The sequence below is a fragment of the Pseudomonas sp. genome, from assembly GCF_050739775.1.
Taxonomy (GTDB): Bacteria; Pseudomonadota; Gammaproteobacteria; order Pseudomonadales; family Pseudomonadaceae; genus Aquipseudomonas.
Genome location: NZ_JBOICA010000018.1, coordinates 44,439 through 61,129, shown reverse-complemented (window position 1 = coordinate 61,129; position 16,691 = coordinate 44,439). Strand labels below are relative to the sequence as shown.

The 16,691-nt window shown below is 61.4% G+C and carries 20 protein-coding genes and 1 pseudogene; 10 read left to right on the top strand and 11 right to left on the bottom strand.

Annotation, left to right across the window (positions count from 1 at the left end; translation table 11 throughout):
* Positions 1–42: 42 nt before the first annotated feature.
* On the bottom strand, positions 43–549 hold the full coding sequence (gene def, locus ACRESH_RS11605; protein ID WP_431742124.1) for a peptide deformylase: 507 nt from the start codon (positions 547–549) through the stop codon (positions 43–45).
* A 241-nt stretch (positions 550–790) separates the two neighbouring features.
* On the opposite strand from def, the gene dprA reads away from it, so the two are divergent.
* Together dprA and ACRESH_RS11595 are read left to right on the top strand one after the other, a co-directional pair.
* Positions 791–1,897, top strand: a complete 1,107-nt coding sequence (gene dprA, locus ACRESH_RS11600) for a DNA-processing protein DprA (protein ID WP_431742123.1) — start codon at positions 791–793, stop codon at positions 1,895–1,897.
* 37 nt (positions 1,898–1,934) lie between these two features.
* A complete protein-coding gene (locus tag ACRESH_RS11595; protein ID WP_431742122.1) occupies positions 1,935–2,492 on the top strand; it encodes an L-threonylcarbamoyladenylate synthase in 558 nt (185 codons plus the stop codon).
* Between the two features lie 75 nt (positions 2,493–2,567).
* On the opposite strand, the gene ACRESH_RS11590 is transcribed toward ACRESH_RS11595, so the two are convergent.
* A complete protein-coding gene (locus tag ACRESH_RS11590; RefSeq protein WP_431742121.1) occupies positions 2,568–3,545 on the bottom strand; it encodes an NADPH:quinone reductase in 978 nt (325 codons plus the stop codon).
* A 130-nt stretch (positions 3,546–3,675) separates the two neighbouring features.
* Here ACRESH_RS11590 and hemF point away from each other — a divergent pair, with 130 nt between their 5' ends.
* Both hemF and aroE read left to right on the top strand, forming a co-directional pair.
* Positions 3,676–4,602, top strand: coding sequence for an oxygen-dependent coproporphyrinogen oxidase (hemF, locus tag ACRESH_RS11585; protein ID WP_431742120.1), 927 nt, complete (start codon positions 3,676–3,678; stop codon positions 4,600–4,602).
* A 55-nt stretch (positions 4,603–4,657) separates the two neighbouring features.
* A complete protein-coding gene (gene aroE / locus ACRESH_RS11580; protein WP_431742119.1) occupies positions 4,658–5,482 on the top strand; it encodes a shikimate dehydrogenase in 825 nt (274 codons plus the stop codon).
* On the opposite strand, the gene ACRESH_RS11575 is transcribed toward aroE, so the two are convergent.
* Entirely contained in the window at positions 5,479–7,050 is a 1,572-nt protein-coding gene (locus tag ACRESH_RS11575; protein ID WP_431742118.1) for a SulP family inorganic anion transporter, read from the bottom strand. The genes aroE and ACRESH_RS11575 overlap by 4 nt on opposite strands.
* A 79-nt stretch (positions 7,051–7,129) precedes the next feature.
* A complete protein-coding gene (locus ACRESH_RS11570; RefSeq protein ID WP_431742156.1) occupies positions 7,130–7,747 on the bottom strand; it encodes an NAD(P)-dependent oxidoreductase in 618 nt (205 codons plus the stop codon).
* Between the two features lie 75 nt (positions 7,748–7,822).
* Between ACRESH_RS11570 and ACRESH_RS11565 the strand changes: the two genes are divergently transcribed.
* Positions 7,823–8,152: a DOPA 4,5-dioxygenase family protein gene (locus ACRESH_RS11565; RefSeq protein WP_431742117.1), complete on the top strand. Its 330-nt coding sequence runs from the start codon at positions 7,823–7,825 to the stop codon at positions 8,150–8,152.
* A 73-nt stretch (positions 8,153–8,225) separates the two neighbouring features.
* Here ACRESH_RS11565 and trpA read toward each other — a convergent pair whose 3' ends face one another.
* Together trpA and trpB are read right to left on the bottom strand one after the other, a co-directional pair.
* Complete coding sequence (gene trpA, locus ACRESH_RS11560) at positions 8,226–9,038, bottom strand: tryptophan synthase subunit alpha (protein WP_431742116.1); 813 nt, start codon at positions 9,036–9,038, stop codon at positions 8,226–8,228.
* A complete protein-coding gene (trpB, locus tag ACRESH_RS11555; protein WP_400173946.1) occupies positions 9,035–10,252 on the bottom strand; it encodes a tryptophan synthase subunit beta in 1,218 nt (405 codons plus the stop codon). The genes trpA and trpB overlap by 4 nt, the downstream gene beginning before the upstream one ends.
* 109 nt (positions 10,253–10,361) lie before the next feature.
* Here trpB and ACRESH_RS11550 point away from each other — a divergent pair, with 109 nt between their 5' ends.
* The 3 genes from ACRESH_RS11550 (at position 10,362) to ACRESH_RS11540 (ending at position 11,881) form a co-directional block, all read left to right on the top strand.
* Positions 10,362–11,258 (top strand): LysR family transcriptional regulator, encoded by an 897-nt coding sequence (locus ACRESH_RS11550; protein ID WP_431742115.1) that lies wholly within the window; start codon positions 10,362–10,364, stop codon positions 11,256–11,258.
* Between the two features lie 76 nt (positions 11,259–11,334).
* Positions 11,335–11,550: a dodecin gene (locus ACRESH_RS11545; RefSeq protein WP_010222667.1), complete on the top strand. Its 216-nt coding sequence runs from the start codon at positions 11,335–11,337 to the stop codon at positions 11,548–11,550.
* 106 nt (positions 11,551–11,656) lie between these two features.
* The gene (locus tag ACRESH_RS11540; protein WP_431742114.1) at positions 11,657–11,881 is read left to right on the top strand and encodes a DUF1161 domain-containing protein; all 225 of its coding nucleotides are present in this window, start codon (positions 11,657–11,659) and stop codon (positions 11,879–11,881) included.
* Positions 11,882–11,942: 61 nt separating this feature from the next.
* On the opposite strand, the gene ACRESH_RS11535 is transcribed toward ACRESH_RS11540, so the two are convergent.
* Positions 11,943–12,947 (bottom strand): LLM class flavin-dependent oxidoreductase, encoded by a 1,005-nt coding sequence (locus ACRESH_RS11535; RefSeq protein WP_431742113.1) that lies wholly within the window; start codon positions 12,945–12,947, stop codon positions 11,943–11,945.
* Positions 12,948–13,151: 204 nt separating this feature from the next.
* On the opposite strand from ACRESH_RS11535, the gene ACRESH_RS11530 reads away from it, so the two are divergent.
* Complete coding sequence (locus ACRESH_RS11530; RefSeq protein WP_431742112.1) at positions 13,152–13,385, top strand: DUF1161 domain-containing protein; 234 nt, start codon at positions 13,152–13,154, stop codon at positions 13,383–13,385.
* A 3-nt stretch (positions 13,386–13,388) separates the two neighbouring features.
* Here ACRESH_RS11530 and ACRESH_RS11525 read toward each other — a convergent pair whose 3' ends face one another.
* Entirely contained in the window at positions 13,389–13,802 is a 414-nt protein-coding gene (locus ACRESH_RS11525; protein WP_431742111.1) for a hypothetical protein, read from the bottom strand.
* Positions 13,803–13,855: 53 nt separating this feature from the next.
* Entirely contained in the window at positions 13,856–14,269 is a 414-nt protein-coding gene (locus ACRESH_RS11520; RefSeq protein ID WP_431742110.1) for a hypothetical protein, read from the bottom strand.
* A 67-nt stretch (positions 14,270–14,336) separates the two neighbouring features.
* Between ACRESH_RS11520 and ACRESH_RS11515 the strand changes: the two are divergent.
* Positions 14,337–15,413: pseudogene (locus tag ACRESH_RS11515) on the top strand (aminopeptidase); the annotation flags it as partial.
* 9 nt (positions 15,414–15,422) lie between these two features.
* Here ACRESH_RS11515 and ACRESH_RS11510 read toward each other — a convergent pair.
* Positions 15,423–16,073: an HAD family hydrolase gene (locus ACRESH_RS11510; RefSeq protein WP_431742109.1), complete on the bottom strand. Its 651-nt coding sequence runs from the start codon at positions 16,071–16,073 to the stop codon at positions 15,423–15,425.
* Positions 16,074–16,102: 29 nt separating this feature from the next.
* Positions 16,103–16,651, bottom strand: coding sequence for a gamma carbonic anhydrase family protein (locus ACRESH_RS11505; protein ID WP_431742108.1), 549 nt, complete (start codon positions 16,649–16,651; stop codon positions 16,103–16,105).
* Between the last annotated feature and the right edge of the window lie 40 nt (positions 16,652–16,691).

Here is a 16,691-nt window from a genome sequence, read left to right as displayed (position 1 = left end):
AAAGAAAAAGGCTTGCCGGAGCAAGCCTTTGGGAAAAGGAGATCAAGCGTGCTGGCGATGCTGTTTTTCCAGCTTCTTCTTGATCCGGTCACGTTTGAGCGTCGACAGGTAATCGACGAACAACTTGCCGTTGAGGTGATCGCATTCGTGCTGGATGCATACGGCCAGCAGGCCTTCGGCAATCAGCTCGAACGGCTTGCCATCGCGATCTAGTGCCTTGACCTTGACGCGCACCGGGCGATCGACGTTCTCGTAGAAACCGGGCACCGACAGACAGCCTTCCTGGTATTGATCCATTTCGTCGGTCAGTAGCTCGAGCTCGGGGTTGATGAACACCCGCGGCTCGCTGCGATCTTCGCTCAGGTCCATGACCACGATGCGTTTGTGCACGTTGATCTGGGTTGCCGCCAGGCCGATGCCAGGGGCTTCGTACATGGTTTCAAACATGTCATCGATTAATTGGCGAACGCCGTCATCGACTTCGGTCACCGGTTTGGCGATGGTGCGAAGACGCGGGTCCGGGAATTCGAGGATGTTCAGAATGGCCATAAGCGTATGAGCTGCACTGTGCGATGAATTACAAACATGAGTACACATAATAAAGGGATTCGGCGCATTCGGCACCTGGCAAAGGTCAGCTAAGGTTTCAGGCACCCCTCAACCTTGTCTTCGCAAGCCTGAAACACTGCCGCCGAAGGAAATCTTTCAACCGCTTGTCAAAGTATTATCAACAGAGTTATCCACAGCTTGTGCAGGGTGCGATCAACTCGTTCGATCAAGGATGATCGTTATGTCGCACGCCGCTTACCGGGACTGTTCACCCGCCGAACTTGAGGCGCGATTGCGTCTGCATCGTTTGCCTGCACTTGGCCCGCAACGATTTCACTCACTCCTGCAGGCCTTCGGCAGTGCATCGGCAGCGCTCAGTGCTCCGGCCAGAGCCTGGGGTTCGCTGGGACTTCCCGATGTCTGTGCCCAAGCCCGCCGCAGCCTTGAAGTGCGCGAAGGTGCTGCGGCTGCATTGGCCTGGCTAGAGCGGCGCGACCAGCATTTGCTGATGTGGGACGACCCGGCCTACCCCGCTTTGCTGGCGCAAGTGGATGCCGCGCCGCCTTTGCTGTTCGTGGCCGGCAACCCCGCGCTACTGGAAAAACCACAGCTGGCGATTGTCGGCAGTCGCCGTGCATCACGTCCGGCGCTGGACACCGCCACAGCCTTTTCCCGTCACCTGGCTCAAGGTGGATTTGTGATTACCAGCGGCTTGGCCCTGGGGGTTGACGGTGCCGCTCATCAGGCTGCGCTGGATGTCGGTGGGCAGACTGTCGGGGTGTTGGGTACCGGCTTGCAAAAATTTTATCCACAGCGACATCGGGCGCTGGCTATGGCCATGATCGAACAAGGTAGTGCCGTGGTCTCCGAGTTTCCGTTGGATGCAGGGCCGGTGGCGGCCAACTTTCCCCGGCGCAATCGCATCATCAGTGGCCTGTCACTGGGCGTGCTGGTGGTAGAAGCGAGCCTGGCCAGTGGCTCGCTGATCACCGCGCGGCTGGCGGCGGAGCAAGGGCGCGAGGTCTATGCCATTCCGGGGTCGATTCATCATCCCGGCTCCAAGGGTTGTCACCAACTGATTCGTGACGGTGCATTGCTGGTGGAGAGCGTTGATCAGATCATTGAAACCCTGCAGGGTTGGCAGCGTCTGCCACCCATGGTGTCCAGGGAAGGGGCTGATTCTCGCCATGTACTTGAGGAACTGCTCCTGGCTGCACCACACACCAGCGAAGCACTGGCCAGCAGCAGCGGTTGGCCGTTACCCAGGGTACTGGCGGCACTGACCGAACTTGAGGTGGCTGGGCGGGTCTGTAATGAAGCTGGACGTTGGTTTGCCCGGCCTGCCTAAGTACACTGCTCGTCAGCCTTTATGCGGAGTGATAGCAATGGTGAGCAGTTGGCGTGTGCAACAAGCCGCGCGTGAAATTCGGGCCGGTGCGGTGATTGCCTACCCAACCGAGGCCGTCTGGGGCCTGGGCTGTGACCCGTGGAACGAGGAAGCGGTGGATCGCCTGCTGGCGATCAAGTCGCGCTCGGTCAACAAGGGGTTGATCCTGATTGCCGACAATATCCGTCAGTTCGATTTTTTGTTCGAGGATTTCCCCGAGATCTGGCTTGACCGTATGGCCAGCACCTGGCCTGGCCCGAACACCTGGCTGGTGCCGCACCAGAATATGTTGCCGGAGTGGATTACCGGTGTTCATGACACCGTAGCCCTGCGGGTCAGCGACCATCCGGTGGTGCGTGAGCTGTGCTCTCTGGTCGGACCACTGGTATCGACTTCGGCCAATCCCCAGGGACGTCCTGCTGCGAAGACACGCTTGCGCGTAGAGCAGTATTTCCGCGGGCAACTGGACCTGGTCCTGGGGGGCGCACTGGGTGGGCGGCGCAATCCGAGTGTGATCCGGGACCTGGTGACCGGGGATGTTGTTCGGGCGGGGTAAATTCTATCGCGGGGCAAGCCGGCTTCCACAGAGATCAGTGGGAGCGGGCTTGCCCGCGATGAATTCACCGCCGAATCAAGGCAGCAACACCGTAGACCCCACCGTCCTGCGCGCTGACAGCTCGATCTGCGCCTTGGCCGCATCGCTCAGTGGATAACGCTGCTGGATATCCACCGTCAGCTTGCCGCTGGCGATCATCGCGAACAGGTCATCGGCCATCGCCTGGGTATTTTCGGCATTGTTGGCGTAGCTGGCCAGGGTCGGTCGGGTGACATACAGCGAGCCCTTCTGCGCCAGAATACCCAGGTTTACCCCGCTGACTGCACCCGAGGCGTTGCCGAAGCTGACCATCAGGCCGCGTGGCGCCAGGCAGTCCAGTGAGGTCAGCCAGGTGTCCTGGCCAACGCCGTCGTAGACCACCGGACATTTCTTGCCATCGGTCAGCTCCAGTACTCGCTGCGCTACATCTTCATGGCTGTAGTCGATGGTCGCCCAGGCGCCCAGCGCTTTGGCGCGCTCGGCTTTTTCGGCAGAGCTGACGGTACCGATCAATTTGGCCCCCAGGGCCTTGGCCCATTGGCAGGCCAGTGAGCCAACGCCACCGGCGGCAGCGTGGAACAGGATGATGTCGCCCGGTTGTACGGCGTAGGTCTGTTTGAGCAGGTATTGCACGGTCAGGCCTTTGAGCATTACCGCTGCGGCCTGTTCGAAGCTGATATTGTCGGGGAGTTTGACCAGGTTGGCCTCGGGCAGCACATGCACTTCGCTATAGGCGCCCAGCGGGCCCCCGGCATAGGCCACGCGGTCGCCGACCTGGAGCCGCGTGACCTGATCGCCGACTGCCTCGACCACCCCCGCGCCTTCCGTGCCCAGCCCCGATGGCAGCGCCGCAGGTGAGTACAGGCCACTGCGAAAGTAAGTGTCGATAAAGTTCAGGCCGATGGCCTGGTTGCGTACGCGGACCTGCTGCGGACCGGGTGCGGCAGGTTCGAAATCGACCAGTTGCAGGACCTCCGGGCCCCCATGCTGGCTGAACTGAATACGCTTGGCCATCTGCATTCTCCTGTCGGGTTCGGAAAACCTCTATCGGACGCCTTTGCTTGATCGCCGTCAACTGCGGCCAGCGGGTCGCCGGTGGTATGCTACGCGCCGAATTTGCTCATGCCCGCTTCCAGGTGACCTGATGACTAGCCGCACCGAGGCCGTGAAAGCCTACCTGCTCGACTTGCAAGACCGTATTTGTGCCGCCCTCGAAACTGAAGATGGCGGTGCCCGCTTTGTCGAAGACGCCTGGACGCGTGAAGCTGGCGGTGGTGGACGGACCCGGGTGATCGGTGAAGGCAAGGTCATCGAAAAAGGCGGTGTGAATTTCTCCCACGTCTTCGGTAGCGGCCTGCCGCCTTCGGCCAGCGCTCATCGGCCGGAGTTGGCCGGGCGTGGTTTCGAGGCCCTGGGGGTGTCGCTGGTCATCCATCCGCATAACCCGCATGTGCCGACCTCCCACGCCAACGTGCGTTTCTTCATCGCCGAGAAAGAAGGCGAAGAAGCGGTCTGGTGGTTCGGTGGAGGTTTCGACCTGACGCCTTACTACGGTAACGAAGAGGATTGCCTGCACTGGCACCAGGTGGCCGAGCACGCCTGTGCGCCGTTCGGCGCCGATGTCTACCCGCGCTACAAGGCCTGGTGCGACCGTTACTTCCACCTCAAGCATCGCGGCGAGCCGCGCGGAATTGGCGGCTTGTTCTTCGATGACCTGAACGAGTGGGACTTCGACACCTGCTTCGCATTCATGCGCGCCATTGGTGATGCCTATGTCGAGGCCTACCTGCCGATCATCCAGCGTCGCAAGGATCAGCCATATACTGCCGAGCAGCGTGAATTCCAGGAATACCGTCGCGGCCGTTATGTCGAGTTCAACCTGGTCTACGACCGCGGCACCCTGTTCGGCCTGCAATCGGGTGGTCGCACCGAATCGATCTTGATGTCGCTGCCACCACACGTGCGTTGGGGGTACGATTGGAAGCCTGTGCCAGGCAGTGAAGAAGCCCGCCTGACCGAGTATTTCCTGCAGGATCGTGACTGGATTGGCGAGGCCAAACCTGGTCACTGAGACCGCCGTGGATAACTTTGCCGGTCGCCCCGGCCCCGACCCAGGAACCGCGTGAATGGACCAGTACGTTGTATTCGGCAATCCGATCGGCCACAGCAAGTCGCCGTTGATCCACCGCCTGTTCGCCGACCAGACCGGCCAGCAGCTGGAATACAACACCTTGCTGGCGCCGCTGGACGATTTCACCATGTGTGCCCAAGGCTTCTTCAAGCAAGGCCTGGGTGCCAACGTCACCGTGCCGTTCAAGGAAGAAGCCTACCGCCTGGTGGATAGCCTGACGCCACGGGCCAAACGCGCCGGTGCGGTGAACACCTTGAGCAAGCTGGCCGATGGCAGCCTGCAAGGCGACAACACCGACGGTGCCGGTCTGGTGCGTGACTTGACCGTCAACGCCGAGGTGCAGCTGAGCGGCAAACGCATTCTGCTGCTGGGCGCCGGTGGCGCCGTTCGCGGGGTCCTGGAGCCATTGCTGGCGCACAACCCGGCGTCGCTGGTGATCGCCAACCGCACAGTGGAGAAGGCTGAGCAACTGGCGCGTGAGTTCGCCGACCTGGGCCCGGTGGCCGCCAGTGGTTTCAACTGGCTGCAAGAGCCGGTCGACCTGATCATCAATGCCACGTCCGCTAGCCTTGCCGGTGAACTGCCAGCGATCTCTGCCAGCCTGATCGAGGCGGGTAAAACTGTCTGCTACGACATGATGTACGGCAAGGAGCCGACGCCATTCTGCCGCTGGGCCAGCGAACACAAGGCCGCCAAGGTCCTGGACGGACTGGGCATGCTCGCCGAGCAGGCCGCCGAAGCGTTCTTCATCTGGCGCGGCGTGCGTCCGGATACCGCCCCGGTATTGGACGAGCTGCGTCGCCAACTGGCCCGCGGTTAATCCTTGAAGCGGATCGGGCAGTGCGCTGCCCCTTCCAGCTTGTGTAATTCCTCGATCACCTGTGGGCGTGCCCGCTGCAGTGTCAGGCTGCCGCCTGCACGGCCCAGGCGGCGGGCTTCGCGGTGGAGCATGTCGACGCCGGAATAGTCAATGAAGTTGATCTGCCGGGCATCGATCACCACCTCGGGACCCTGGCAGCGTTGCAGGCGCACCTGCAGGTAATGGCTGGCGCCAAAGAAGATCGAACCACCCACGCGCAGCACATCGGCATTGCCCTCGCGGGACTGCTGTACCCGTGGTCGCGAGGTGCGCTTGAGGTAGAAGAACAGCGACGCCAGTACCCCGGCATAGATCGCCGTTTGCAGTTCCAGCAGCAGAGTGGCGGCAGCAGTCAGGGCCATGACCAGAAATTCCGAGCGGCTGACCCGGAACAACGCCCGAATCGTCCGATGATCGATCAAGCCCCAGCAGATCAGCAGAATGCTGCCGGCCATGGCCGGGATCGGAATATGCGCAATCAGCCCGGCACCCGCCACCGCGAACAAAGTTACCCACAGGGCGGAAAACACCCCGGCCAACGGCGACCTGGCCCCTGCCTCATAGCTGAGCCCGGAACGGGTGAAGGAGCCGGATGACAAATACCCGGAGAAGAGGCCGCCGACCATGTTTGACAGACCCTGGGCGCGGATTTCCTGGTTGGCGTCAATCAGTTGCTCCGAACGCGAGGACAGCGAGCGGGCAATCGACAGGCTGGTGACCAGGCCGAGCATCCCTACGGCCACGGCAGTGGGCAGCAGGCGCAGGATCAGTTCCAGGTCCAGCAGTGGAAGTGGGCTCAAAGGTGGCAGCTGGCCAATGAAGCCTGGCACTAACTGCACATGGCCGAACACCCCGGGCAGCAGCCAGACCAGCAGGCTGGCGATGGTCAGCGTTATCAACAGGCCAGGCCAACGTGGGCGCAGCACTCTCAGGGCAACGCCCAGCAGCACGGTGCCCAGGCCCAGCAACAATGAAGGCCAATCGACTTCCCCCGCGTGCTCCAGCAAACCTTGCAGGGTTTTCAACGCGGTGGCCTGGCTGGGCAGGTCCATGCCCATCAGGTTTGGTAACTGCCCGAGGGCGATCACCACCGCAGCACCCAGGGTGAAACCGAGCACTACCGACTGGGAGACGAAGTTGACCAGCGCGCCGAAACGCAGCAGCCCCAGCAACCACTGAAACACCCCGGCCAGGAACGTAAGCAACAGGATCAGGGTGATGTAGTCGTCACTGCCACTAACAGCCAGGGGGCTGACACTGGCATAGAGCACGATGGAAATCGCCGCCGTCGGCCCGCAGATCAGGTGCCAGGACGAGCCCCAGAGGCAGGCAATCAGCACCGGGACAATCGCGGCATACAGGCCATATTCGGCAGGCAGGCCGGCAATCAGTGCGTAGGCGATAGATTGCGGCAGTGCGAGGATCGCCCCGCTCAGCCCAACCAACAGATCGCGCCGCACACTGGCGCGGGTTTGCCGGGGCAGCCAGGTCAGAAACGGCAGCAGACGGTGGCGATCAGGCCAGGCCATGGACATGCTCTATCGCGAATAGAAGCTGTTCAGGGTGCGGTGTCTGGCGTTTGTGTGCAAGCCGGAAAAAGCAGGCGCGTCAGAAGACGAAGTTCACATGCTCGCCACGGTGCAGTTTCAGCTCAAGGGTATCGACCATGGCAGCGGCAACCCGGGCCAGACGCTGTAGCGGTTCGGCGAGACCGGGTTCGAGGGTGCCGTGGGTCTGGTGGAAATGCTCGATGCCCAGCCCGGCGACTTGCTGCGGAGTATTGACCAGGGTCCAGTGCAGCTGGCTGCGTTGCAGCAGGTCAACGATCTGGTCGGCACAGGCGCGTTGCTGCTCGCTGTGCCCTTCGCTATTGTCGAGCACGCTGAAATCGCCCACCAGCAACAGCCGGCGTATAGTTGTGCGGGACATGCCGGCAATCAGTGCCTGGCTCATGCGCAGTTGCGCGGCGAAATCATCGGGCGCCAGTGCGGCCAGCAGGCAGACCACCGCCGAGCCACCGGCCACGCTTTGTTCCGCTTGATCGGCGCTGTTCAGTCCGCCGATCTTGAAGTGCAGGCCTGGGCGTGGCGCCAGGGTGTTCAGGTCATCGACCACCGCGATCACTTCATGCTGGCGCTTGAGCAGTTCGGCCATCAGGGCGCTGCCCAGGCTGCTCAAACCTCCGATCAAGATCAGCTTGAACACTGGGGTTTCGGCATTTTTCACCAGGTCACTCCATTTGAAGCGGGTGATCATTTGACCCCTGGGCTGCCTTGGGGTTCTTGGGATTCAGGAGTTTTCGTGCAAAGGATCAAGGGTTATCACGCCCATGTCTACTATGACGCCAGCACCATGGAGCAAGCGCGGCAGTTGTGTGAAGAGGCTGCGCAGTTGTTTCCGGTGAACATGGGCCGCATGCATCAGAAGCCGGTCGGGCCGCATCCGGACTGGAGCTGCCAATTGGCCTTCGGGCCTGAAGTGGTGGGCGTGGTGTTGCCCTGGCTGGCGTTACATCGCCATGGGCTGGTGGTGTTTCTGCATCCGCTGACCGGGGATGAGCTGGCGGATCATCGTGATTATGCGATCTGGATGGGGGCTGTTCGGCCTTTGGATCTGTCGATTTTCGAATAGCTGGTAGGAGCGGGCTTGCCCCGCGATGCGGTTTGTAAGTTACATCGCATCGCGGGGCAAGCCCGCACAAGAATCAAGCCTTGCGCGCACCCCGCACACCCTGGGCCAGTGCCGAGCACAGCTCAAGCACATCACCCACGGCCTGATCGGCCGACTTGGCCTGGGCAATCTTGTCGACCAGCGCCGAACCCACCACCACGCCATCGGACAGCTTGGCAATGGCCGCCGCCTGCTCTGGCGTGCGGATACCGAAGCCGACGCTGATCGGCAGGTCGGTATGTCGACGCAGACGCTCGATGGCGCTACTGACCTGTTCAGTGGTGGCCGATCCCGCACCGGTGACACCCGCTACCGAGACGTAGTAGACGAAGCCTGAGCTGCGCTCCAGCACGCGCGGCAGGCGCACGTCGTCGGTAGTCGGGGTGGTCAGGCGGATAAAGTCGATACCGGCAGCCTGGGCCGGGGTGGCCAGTTCAGCGTCATGCTCAGGCGGCAGGTCTACGATGATCAGGCCGTCCACACCCACTTCCTTGGCCTGGGCGACGAAGGCTTCGACGCCAAAGCGATGAATCGGGTTGTAGTAGCCCATCAGCACGATCGGCGTAGTTTGATTGTCGACACGGAACTCGCGAACCATCTGCAAGGTTTTCGCCAGGGTCTGGCCAGCCTCCAGAGCACGCAGGGTGGCCAACTGGATGGACACGCCGTCGGCCATCGGATCGGTGAACGGCATGCCCAGCTCGATCACGTCGGCACCGGCGGCCGGCAGGCCTTTGAGAATTGCCAGCGAGGCATCGTAGCCAGGGTCGCCTGCAGTGATGAAGGTGACCAGTGCAGAGCGGCCTTCGGCCTTCAGTTCGGCGAAGCGTTGTTCTATACGGCTCATGCCTGTTTCTCCTGGGCAGCCATATGGCTCATCACGGTTTGCATGTCTTTGTCGCCACGCCCGGACAGGCACACCACCATCAGGTGGTCCTTGGGCAGGGTCGGCGCACGTTTGATCGCCTCGGCCAGGGCGTGGGAGGTTTCCAGGGCCGGAATGATGCCTTCCAGGCGGCAGGTGGTGTGGAACGCGGCCAGGGCTTCTTCGTCGTTGATGCTGACGTATTCGACGCGTTTCACTTCATGCAGGTAGGCGTGTTCAGGGCCGATGCCCGGGTAGTCCAGGCCGGCGGAAATCGAGTGGGCGTCGGTGATCTGGCCGTCGGCATCCTGCAGCAGGTAGGTGCGGTTGCCGTGCAGAACACCCGGAATACCGCCGGTGAGGCTGGCGGCATGCTTGTCGGTGTCGACACCATGGCCACCGGCTTCGACGCCGATGATCTGCACACTGGTGTCGTCGAGGAAGTCATGGAACAGGCCCATGGCATTGGAACCGCCGCCAACGCAGGCGATCAGGCTGTCGGGCAGGCGCCCTTCCTTCTCCTGCAGCTGGGCGCGGGTTTCCTTGCCGATGATCGACTGGAAGTCGCGGACCATCGCCGGATACGGGTGTGGGCCGGCCACGGTGCCGATCAGGTAGAAGGTGTCATCGACGTTGGTGACCCAGTCACGCAGGGCCTCGTTCATGGCGTCCTTGAGCGTGCCGGTACCGGAGGTCACCGGGACGATTTCAGCGCCGAGCAGCTTCATGCGGAACACGTTGGCCTGTTGACGCTCGATGTCGGTGGCGCCCATGTAGATCACACAAGGCAGGCCAAATCGTGCGGCAACGGTGGCGGTAGCGACACCGTGCATGCCGGCACCGGTTTCGGCGATCAGGCGCTTTTTGCCCATGCGCTTGGCCAGCAGAACCTGGCCGATGCAGTTGTTCACCTTGTGCGCGCCAGTGTGGTTGAGCTCTTCACGCTTGAAGAAGATCTTTGCGCCACCGCAGTGCTCTGTCAGGCGCTCGGCGAAGTACAGCGGGTTGGGACGGCCAATGTAGTCGCGCTGGAAGTAGGCCAGTTGCTCGAGGAACTCGGGGTCGGCCTTGGCTGCTTCGTATTCGCGGGCAAGATCGAGCACCAGCGGCATCAGGGTTTCAGCCACGTAGCGGCCGCCGAATGCGCCAAACAGGCCATTGGCATCGGGGCCGGCGCGGAAGTTGGTCTGGGTCATGGGTCGCTCCAGGGCGTAGTGAAGACTGGGAATGGCTTTACTGTACCCACGACACGCGTGGCTGAAAACCGATAAGATTGCTTAAATATGTCAGGAAAACTCACACGTTATGCGCCAGGACCTGCCTCCCCTCAATGCCCTTAGGGCGTTCGAAGCCACTGCCCGGCTCAACAGTGTCAGCCAGGCAGCTGAGCAACTGCACGTTACTCATGGTGCTGTGAGCCGGCAATTGAAGGTGCTTGAGGAGCATTTGGGGGTCAGTCTGTTTGTCAAGGACGGGCGAGGCATTAAACTCACAGATGCAGGCCTGCGGTTGCGCGATGCCAGCTTTGACGCCTTTGATCGCTTGCGCAGTGTGTGTGGCGAGCTGAGCCAGAGCAGTGCCGACGCGCCTTTCGTCCTGGGTTGCTCCGGTAGCTTGCTGGCGCGCTGGTTCATCCCGCGACTGGGCAGGCTCAAGGCGGATCTGCCGGAACTGCGCTTGCACTTATCCGCTGGTGAGGGAGATCTGGACCCGCGGCGTCCGGGCCTCGATGCCCTGCTGGTGTTCGCCGAGCCGCCGTGGCCGGCCGATATGCAGGTTCACGTTCTGGCCCAGGAGCGCATCGGTCCGGTACTCAGTCCGCATTTTGCAGGATTCGCCCGCCTGCAGCAGGCGCCGGCTGAAGCCTTGCTGGACGAAACCCTGCTGCAGACCACATCTCGCCCCCAGGCGTGGCCCAGCTGGGCGCAGCACCAGGGTATCAACCCTGAGGCACTACGCTATGGCCAGGATTTCGAGCATCTGTATTACTTGCTGGAAGCGGCTGTTGCCGGCTTGGGCGTGGCAATCGCCCCGCAACCGCTGGTGGCCGACGACTTGCGTGCCGGGCGCCTGGCTGCGCCCTGGGGCTTTTGCCAGACCCAGGCGGTATTGGCCTTGTGGGTACCTCGACGCGCCGCGGATGGGCGTGCCGAGCAACTGGCTGGCTGGTTGCGCGCGGAACTGGCACGGCAGATCGATTAGTTACCGTGCTTGTACAGCAGGTAAAACAGTCTGACGCTGCTAGGCTCAAAGCTCACCTTCGAAAAGGAGACTGATCATGTCGGATCATCATACCTACAAGAAAATCGAACTCGTCGGCTCGTCGCCTACCAGTATCGAAGAGGCCATCAACAATGCCCTGGCCGAGGCCGGCAAAAGCATCAAGCATCTTGAGTGGTTCGAAGTGGTCGATACCCGCGGGCACATCAAGGACAACAAGGCGGCTCACTTTCAGGTAACGCTCAAGGTGGGGTTCCGTATCGTCAATAGCTGAGACCATGACACTGGCTTGTGCGGGTCAATTGAGTTACACAGTCCTGAGGCGCCCGGACGGGTTCCGGCGCCATCCTCCACTTTGATCTGAACAAGGAAAGCGATCGATGAAGAAGTTGGTAGTGGCACTGGGCTTGATGACGCTGGCGGGCACTGCGCTTGCAGCGGGCAAACCGTGCGAAGAATTGAAGAGCGAAATAGCCTCCAAGATTGATGCCAAGGGCGTCAGTGGCTACTCGTTGGAGATTGTTGACAAGGGTGCTGCCGCTGGCGGCAAGGTCGTAGGGACCTGCGAAGGTGGCACCAAGGAAATCGTCTACAAGCGCGGTTGACGCCAATCGCGGGGCAAGCCCGCTCCCACAGGTGGAGCGGGCTTGCCCCGCAATGAGGCCATCAGTTCCCGCGCATAACCTGCGCCAGCAACTCATAGGACCGAATCCGGTCCGCATGCTCATACAGGTCACAGGTGAAGATCAGCTCGTCTGCCTGAGTCTGTTCCAGCAAGACGTCGAGTTTGGCGCGGATCTTCTCGGGCCCGCCGACCATCGCCAGACCCAGGAAGCTTCCCACCGCCTCGCGCTCATGGGGCAACCACAGGCCGTCCATGCTTTCCACAGGTGGCCGTTGTACCAGGCTCTGGCCGCGCATCAGGGCGAGAATACGCTGATACACCGAGGTCGCCAGGTAGTTGGCCTGCTCGTCGGTGTCGGCCGCGACCAACGGCACTCCCAACATCACATACGGTTTGTCGAGCACCGCCGAAGGCTGGAAGTGGTTGCGATAGGTGCGAATGGCCTCGTGCATGTAGCGCGGGGCGAAGTGCGAGGCAAAAGCATAGGGCAGGCCGCGCATGCCGGCCAGCTGGGCGCTGAACAGGCTGGAACCGAGCAGCCAGATCGGTACTTCGGTGCCATGGCCGGGCACGGCGATGACTTTCTGATCCGGGGTCCGTGGGCCGAGGTAGCGCGCCAGCTCTTCCACATCATCGGGAAAATCGTCAGCACTGCCGGAACGTTCGCGCCGCAGGGCCCGGGCAGTCATCTGATCTGAACCTGGCGCACGTCCCAGACCCAGGTCAATACGACCGGGGTAGAGGCTTTCCAGCGTGCCAAACTGCTCGGCAATCACCAGCGGAGCATGGTTGGGCAACATGACGCCACCGGCGCCGACGCGGATGGTCGAAGTGCCACCGGCCAGGTAACCGAGCAGTACCGCGGTGGCCGAGCTGGCGATGCCGTCCATGTTGTGATGTTCGGCGACCCAGAAGCGGTTGTAGCCGAATTTTTCCACATGCTGCGCCAAGTCTAGCGAATTGCGCAGGGACTGCGCCGGGTTGCCGTCGGCGCGAACCGGTACCAGGTCGAGGGTGGAAAATTTGATGTCCGCAAGTCGCTTCATGGGCTGTTGAGCCTCCTGGGCAGTCGTTTGCTCGGCATTGAGCCTGAGCCTTTTCAACTCTGTATGGGCACATCCTGAGGATTCAATGCCTGGGGTGCAATCGAACTGAACTTGCTGGCGCAAGGGCGGGAGGCAGAACCGGGCTACCCGCTTGTGGTCAAATAGGTGTCGGCACAATCGCTGCCGTCACAAGGAGCTGTCCCCATGACCCGTGTTGCAATCGCTGTGCTGGCTTCGCTGCTGGCGACCTCTGCGTTGGCCGCGCCGAAGAGTTGCGAAGAGCTCAAGGCCGAGATCGAAGCGAAGATCCAGGCCAATAATGTGAGCTCCTATACCCTGGAAATCGTCAAGAACGAGGATGTCCACGACCAGAACATGGTGGTCGGCAGCTGTGAGAATGGCACCAAGAAGATCATCTATCAGAAGAATGATCGCTAGGCGTCAGGGCACGCAGAAAATATCGTTGGCTTCTTCTGCGACGATCTTGCGCTGAGCGTCGTAGAGATAGGCGCTGGGCTGCATCGCTGGCGCCCGGGCTTCGAGGCGATAGCGCTGGCCGGCTTCGAAGTGGTCGTAGCGCACTTTCAGGTAGCAGGTGCGCTCCACCGGATCGACCGAGAAACCACCGGAATACACCTCGAAATCGAAGCGTACGGTCAGCTCGTGTTTTCCCGGCGTGACCTGGAAGAAGCGCCCGTCGTTGAGGCGCTCGCCATCCAGGCGGTCGGCCATCAGCAATTTTCCGGGGGTCATGGTGTAGAGATCGACCCAGGCCTGCTTGTTATCGACTGGCGGCAAGGGGCTGGCGCAAGCCCCCAGGGTACTGAGGGCAATCAGCATCATTGGCTGGCGCATGGCAAACTCCCGCTTGCAAGCTACAAAGCACAAGCATAGCGCCATTCGCGCTATCAGGTGCGTTGGCAGCCCGCCGGTAGTCCTTTGCTGAGCAGATTGCGCTGCTCATCATACAGCTTGGCCCAGGGGCGAAAGCCGATGCTGCCGGCTTCGAGCTGATAACGTTGTCCGGCATTGAAATCCTTGAACTTCACATTCAGTTGGCAATCGCGCCACAGCGGTTCGCTGACCGGGCCGATATTGCTCGGTGTCACCGGGAACAGGTAGCGCACCGTCAGCTCGTGGCTGCCGGGCGGCACTTGGAAATAGCGCCTATCAGTCCAGGCCCGGTCGTCCACTTCCATGGCATGCAAGGTATCGTCCTGGCCGGGCGCAAGTTCGATCCAGGCCTGGTTGGGGTCGGGACGAGGTAACCCGGCACAGCCGGACAGAAGCAGAATACCGCTGATGACAAGCAGTGTACGCATGGCAAAACTCCAGCCGGGCAGGATAGTCTTGGCGCTGATGAGCTCTTGAGCGGATGACGGGACGCGGATGCTTCGACTATTTCTTTTAATGCGCTCAAGTCATGGGGTTCTCGACCACTTTTTCCGCTACTTGGTTCCCTTGTTGGCGTTCGGGCTGCTCAACGGTTGTTCCAGCATCGGTTACTACGGGCAATTGGCCAGTGGACAGTTGCAACTGCTGCAGGCCCGAAAACCGCTGGCCGAGTTGCTAGCGGAGCCAACCACCCCGGAAAAATTGCGCCAGCACCTGCTCCAGGCCGAGCAGGCTCGTGCCTTCGCCAGTGCGCACCTCAAGCTGCCGGACAACCGCAGCTACCGGGTCTTTGCCGACATTGGCCGACCTTTTGTTGTCTGGAATGTGTTCGCCACCCCGGAGTTTTCCCTCGAACCCCAGACCCATTGCTTCCCGATCGCCGGTTGCGTTGCTTATCGCGGCTACTACAGCCAGGGCGCTGCTCGCGGTGCGGCGGCGCTGCAGAAACTGCAGGGGCTGGATGTCTATGTCGGGGGCGTGGAAGCCTATTCGACCCTGGGCTGGTTCGATGACCCGATTCTCAGCTCCATGCTCGGTTGGGGCGATGAGCGTCTGGCTAGCGTTATTTTCCATGAGCTGGCGCATCAACGGCTGTATGTGCAGGACGACACGGCTTTCAATGAGTCCTTTGCCACATTTGTCGAGCAGGAAGGTGCTCGACAATGGCGTGTGGCTCGTGGCTTACCGGCGCACACAGAGGACGATAGCCAGCAACGCGAGCAGTTCGTCGCGTTGGTGTTGGCCAGCCGGGAACGGCTCAAGGCACTGTATGCGGCGGCGCTTACCGAATCAGGTAAACGCGCGGGCAAACACGCCGAGTTCGAGCGCTTGCGTCGAGATTATCGGGCCCTGCGTGATGGCCAGTGGGGCGGCAAAGGGCGGTATGACGCCTGGATCAATGCCCCGATGAACAACGCCAAGCTGCTGCCCTTTGGTTTGTATGACCAGTGGGTGCCAGCCTTTGCGGCATTGTTTGCCCAGGTGGGTGGGGATTGGGAGGTGTTTTATGAGCGGGTCGAAACCTTGGGGGGGATGCCACTGGAGCAGCGGCATCAGGCCTTGAAAAGCATCGAGCGGCCCTCAAGCCCGCAGAAACGCCTGATGCAACTCACTCAGGGTCGCAAAGTGATAAGCCGGCTGTTCTGCCGTCAGTTCCTCATGGCTACCAAAGCCATAACCCACTGCAACGGCCTCAAGGCCATTGCTGCGGGCACCGATCAGATCGTGCTTGCGGTCGCCGATCATTAGCGTTCGGGCCGGGTCCAGCGATTCTTCGGCAAGCAGGTGAGCGATCAGCTCGACCTTGTTGGTACGCGTGCCATCAAGCTCGCTACCGTAGATCACCTTGAAGTGATGATCGAATTGGAAATGACGGGCAATCTCGCGAGCGAACTCCCAGGGTTTGGAGGTGGCGATGTACAGCGTCCTGCCCTGCCCGTTCAAGGCTTCGAGCAGTGGTTGGACGCCGTCGAAGACCAGGTTCTCGTACAGCCCGGTGACCTTGAAACGCTCACGGTAGAAGTTTACTGCCTGCCAGGCCGTGGCCTCGTCGAACCCGTAGAACTGCATGAACGCCTGCAGCAGCGGTGGGCCGATGAAGTGCTCCAGGCGCGCCAGGTCCGGCTCATCGATGCCGAGCTTGGCCAGGGCGTACTGGATCGAGCGGGTGATGCCCAGGCGCGGGTCGGTCAGGGTACCGTCGAGGTCGAAGAGGATATTTTGCTGGTGCATGGCTGTCTCGATAAGGGCTTTAGGTGCGTTCACTCAGGCAGGTGGTAGCCTTCGGCCAGGTGCTGGTCTTTGAGTTTCACGTAGTTGCTGGCACTGTAGGGAAAGAATGCACGTTCCTTTTCGGTCAGGGCGCGGGCCTGTTTGACCGGACTACCGACATAGAGAAAGCCGCTTTCCAGGCGTTTGCCCGGCGGGACCAGGCTGCCAGCACCGATGATCACTTCGTCTTCGACCACCGCGCCGTCCATGATAGTGCTGCCCATGCCCACCAGGATCCGGTTGCCCAGGGTGCAGCCATGCAACATCACCTTGTGGCCGATGGTCACGTCGTCGCCGATCAGCAGCGGGAAGCCATCAGGATTGAAAGGGCCGGCGTGGGTAATATGCAGTACGCTGCCATCCTGCACGCTGGTGCGTGCGCCGATGCGGATTCGGTGCATATCGCCGCGGATCACCGTCAGTGGCCAGACCGAGCTGTCCACGCCAATCTCGACATCACCCAGCACCACGGCGCTGCGGTCCACGAAAGCGCGCTCGGCCAAGCGCGGTGAATGGTTCTGGAAGCTGCGGATGGCCATGATAGGGATTCTCTTTGCTGTTGATAGGGCTGCGGTCGGC

What these genes read in the sequence shown, in the direction of transcription:
- def (WP_431742124.1), bottom strand. Translation starts at nt 549, where the DNA reads ATGGCCATTCTGAACATCCTCGAATTCCCGGACCCGCGTCTTCGCACC.
- dprA (WP_431742123.1), top strand. Translation starts at nt 791, where the DNA reads ATGTCGCACGCCGCTTACCGGGACTGTTCACCCGCCGAACTTGAGGCG.
- ACRESH_RS11595 (WP_431742122.1), top strand. Translation starts at nt 1,935, where the DNA reads ATGGTGAGCAGTTGGCGTGTGCAACAAGCCGCGCGTGAAATTCGGGCC.
- ACRESH_RS11590 (WP_431742121.1), bottom strand. Translation starts at nt 3,545, where the DNA reads ATGGCCAAGCGTATTCAGTTCAGCCAGCATGGGGGCCCGGAGGTCCTG.
- hemF (WP_431742120.1), top strand. Translation starts at nt 3,676, where the DNA reads ATGACTAGCCGCACCGAGGCCGTGAAAGCCTACCTGCTCGACTTGCAA.
- aroE (WP_431742119.1), top strand. Translation starts at nt 4,658, where the DNA reads ATGGACCAGTACGTTGTATTCGGCAATCCGATCGGCCACAGCAAGTCG.
- ACRESH_RS11575 (WP_431742118.1), bottom strand. Translation starts at nt 7,050, where the DNA reads ATGGCCTGGCCTGATCGCCACCGTCTGCTGCCGTTTCTGACCTGGCTG.
- trpA (WP_431742116.1), bottom strand. Translation starts at nt 9,038, where the DNA reads ATGAGCCGTATAGAACAACGCTTCGCCGAACTGAAGGCCGAAGGCCGC.
- trpB (WP_400173946.1), bottom strand. Translation starts at nt 10,252, where the DNA reads ATGACCCAGACCAACTTCCGCGCCGGCCCCGATGCCAATGGCCTGTTT.
- ACRESH_RS11550 (WP_431742115.1), top strand. Translation starts at nt 10,362, where the DNA reads ATGCGCCAGGACCTGCCTCCCCTCAATGCCCTTAGGGCGTTCGAAGCC.
- ACRESH_RS11545 (WP_010222667.1), top strand. Translation starts at nt 11,335, where the DNA reads ATGTCGGATCATCATACCTACAAGAAAATCGAACTCGTCGGCTCGTCG.
- ACRESH_RS11540 (WP_431742114.1), top strand. Translation starts at nt 11,657, where the DNA reads ATGAAGAAGTTGGTAGTGGCACTGGGCTTGATGACGCTGGCGGGCACT.
- ACRESH_RS11535 (WP_431742113.1), bottom strand. Translation starts at nt 12,947, where the DNA reads ATGAAGCGACTTGCGGACATCAAATTTTCCACCCTCGACCTGGTACCG.
- ACRESH_RS11530 (WP_431742112.1), top strand. Translation starts at nt 13,152, where the DNA reads ATGACCCGTGTTGCAATCGCTGTGCTGGCTTCGCTGCTGGCGACCTCT.
- ACRESH_RS11525 (WP_431742111.1), bottom strand. Translation starts at nt 13,802, where the DNA reads ATGCGCCAGCCAATGATGCTGATTGCCCTCAGTACCCTGGGGGCTTGC.
- ACRESH_RS11520 (WP_431742110.1), bottom strand. Translation starts at nt 14,269, where the DNA reads ATGCGTACACTGCTTGTCATCAGCGGTATTCTGCTTCTGTCCGGCTGT.
- ACRESH_RS11510 (WP_431742109.1), bottom strand. Translation starts at nt 16,073, where the DNA reads ATGCACCAGCAAAATATCCTCTTCGACCTCGACGGTACCCTGACCGAC.
- ACRESH_RS11505 (WP_431742108.1), bottom strand. Translation starts at nt 16,651, where the DNA reads ATGGCCATCCGCAGCTTCCAGAACCATTCACCGCGCTTGGCCGAGCGC.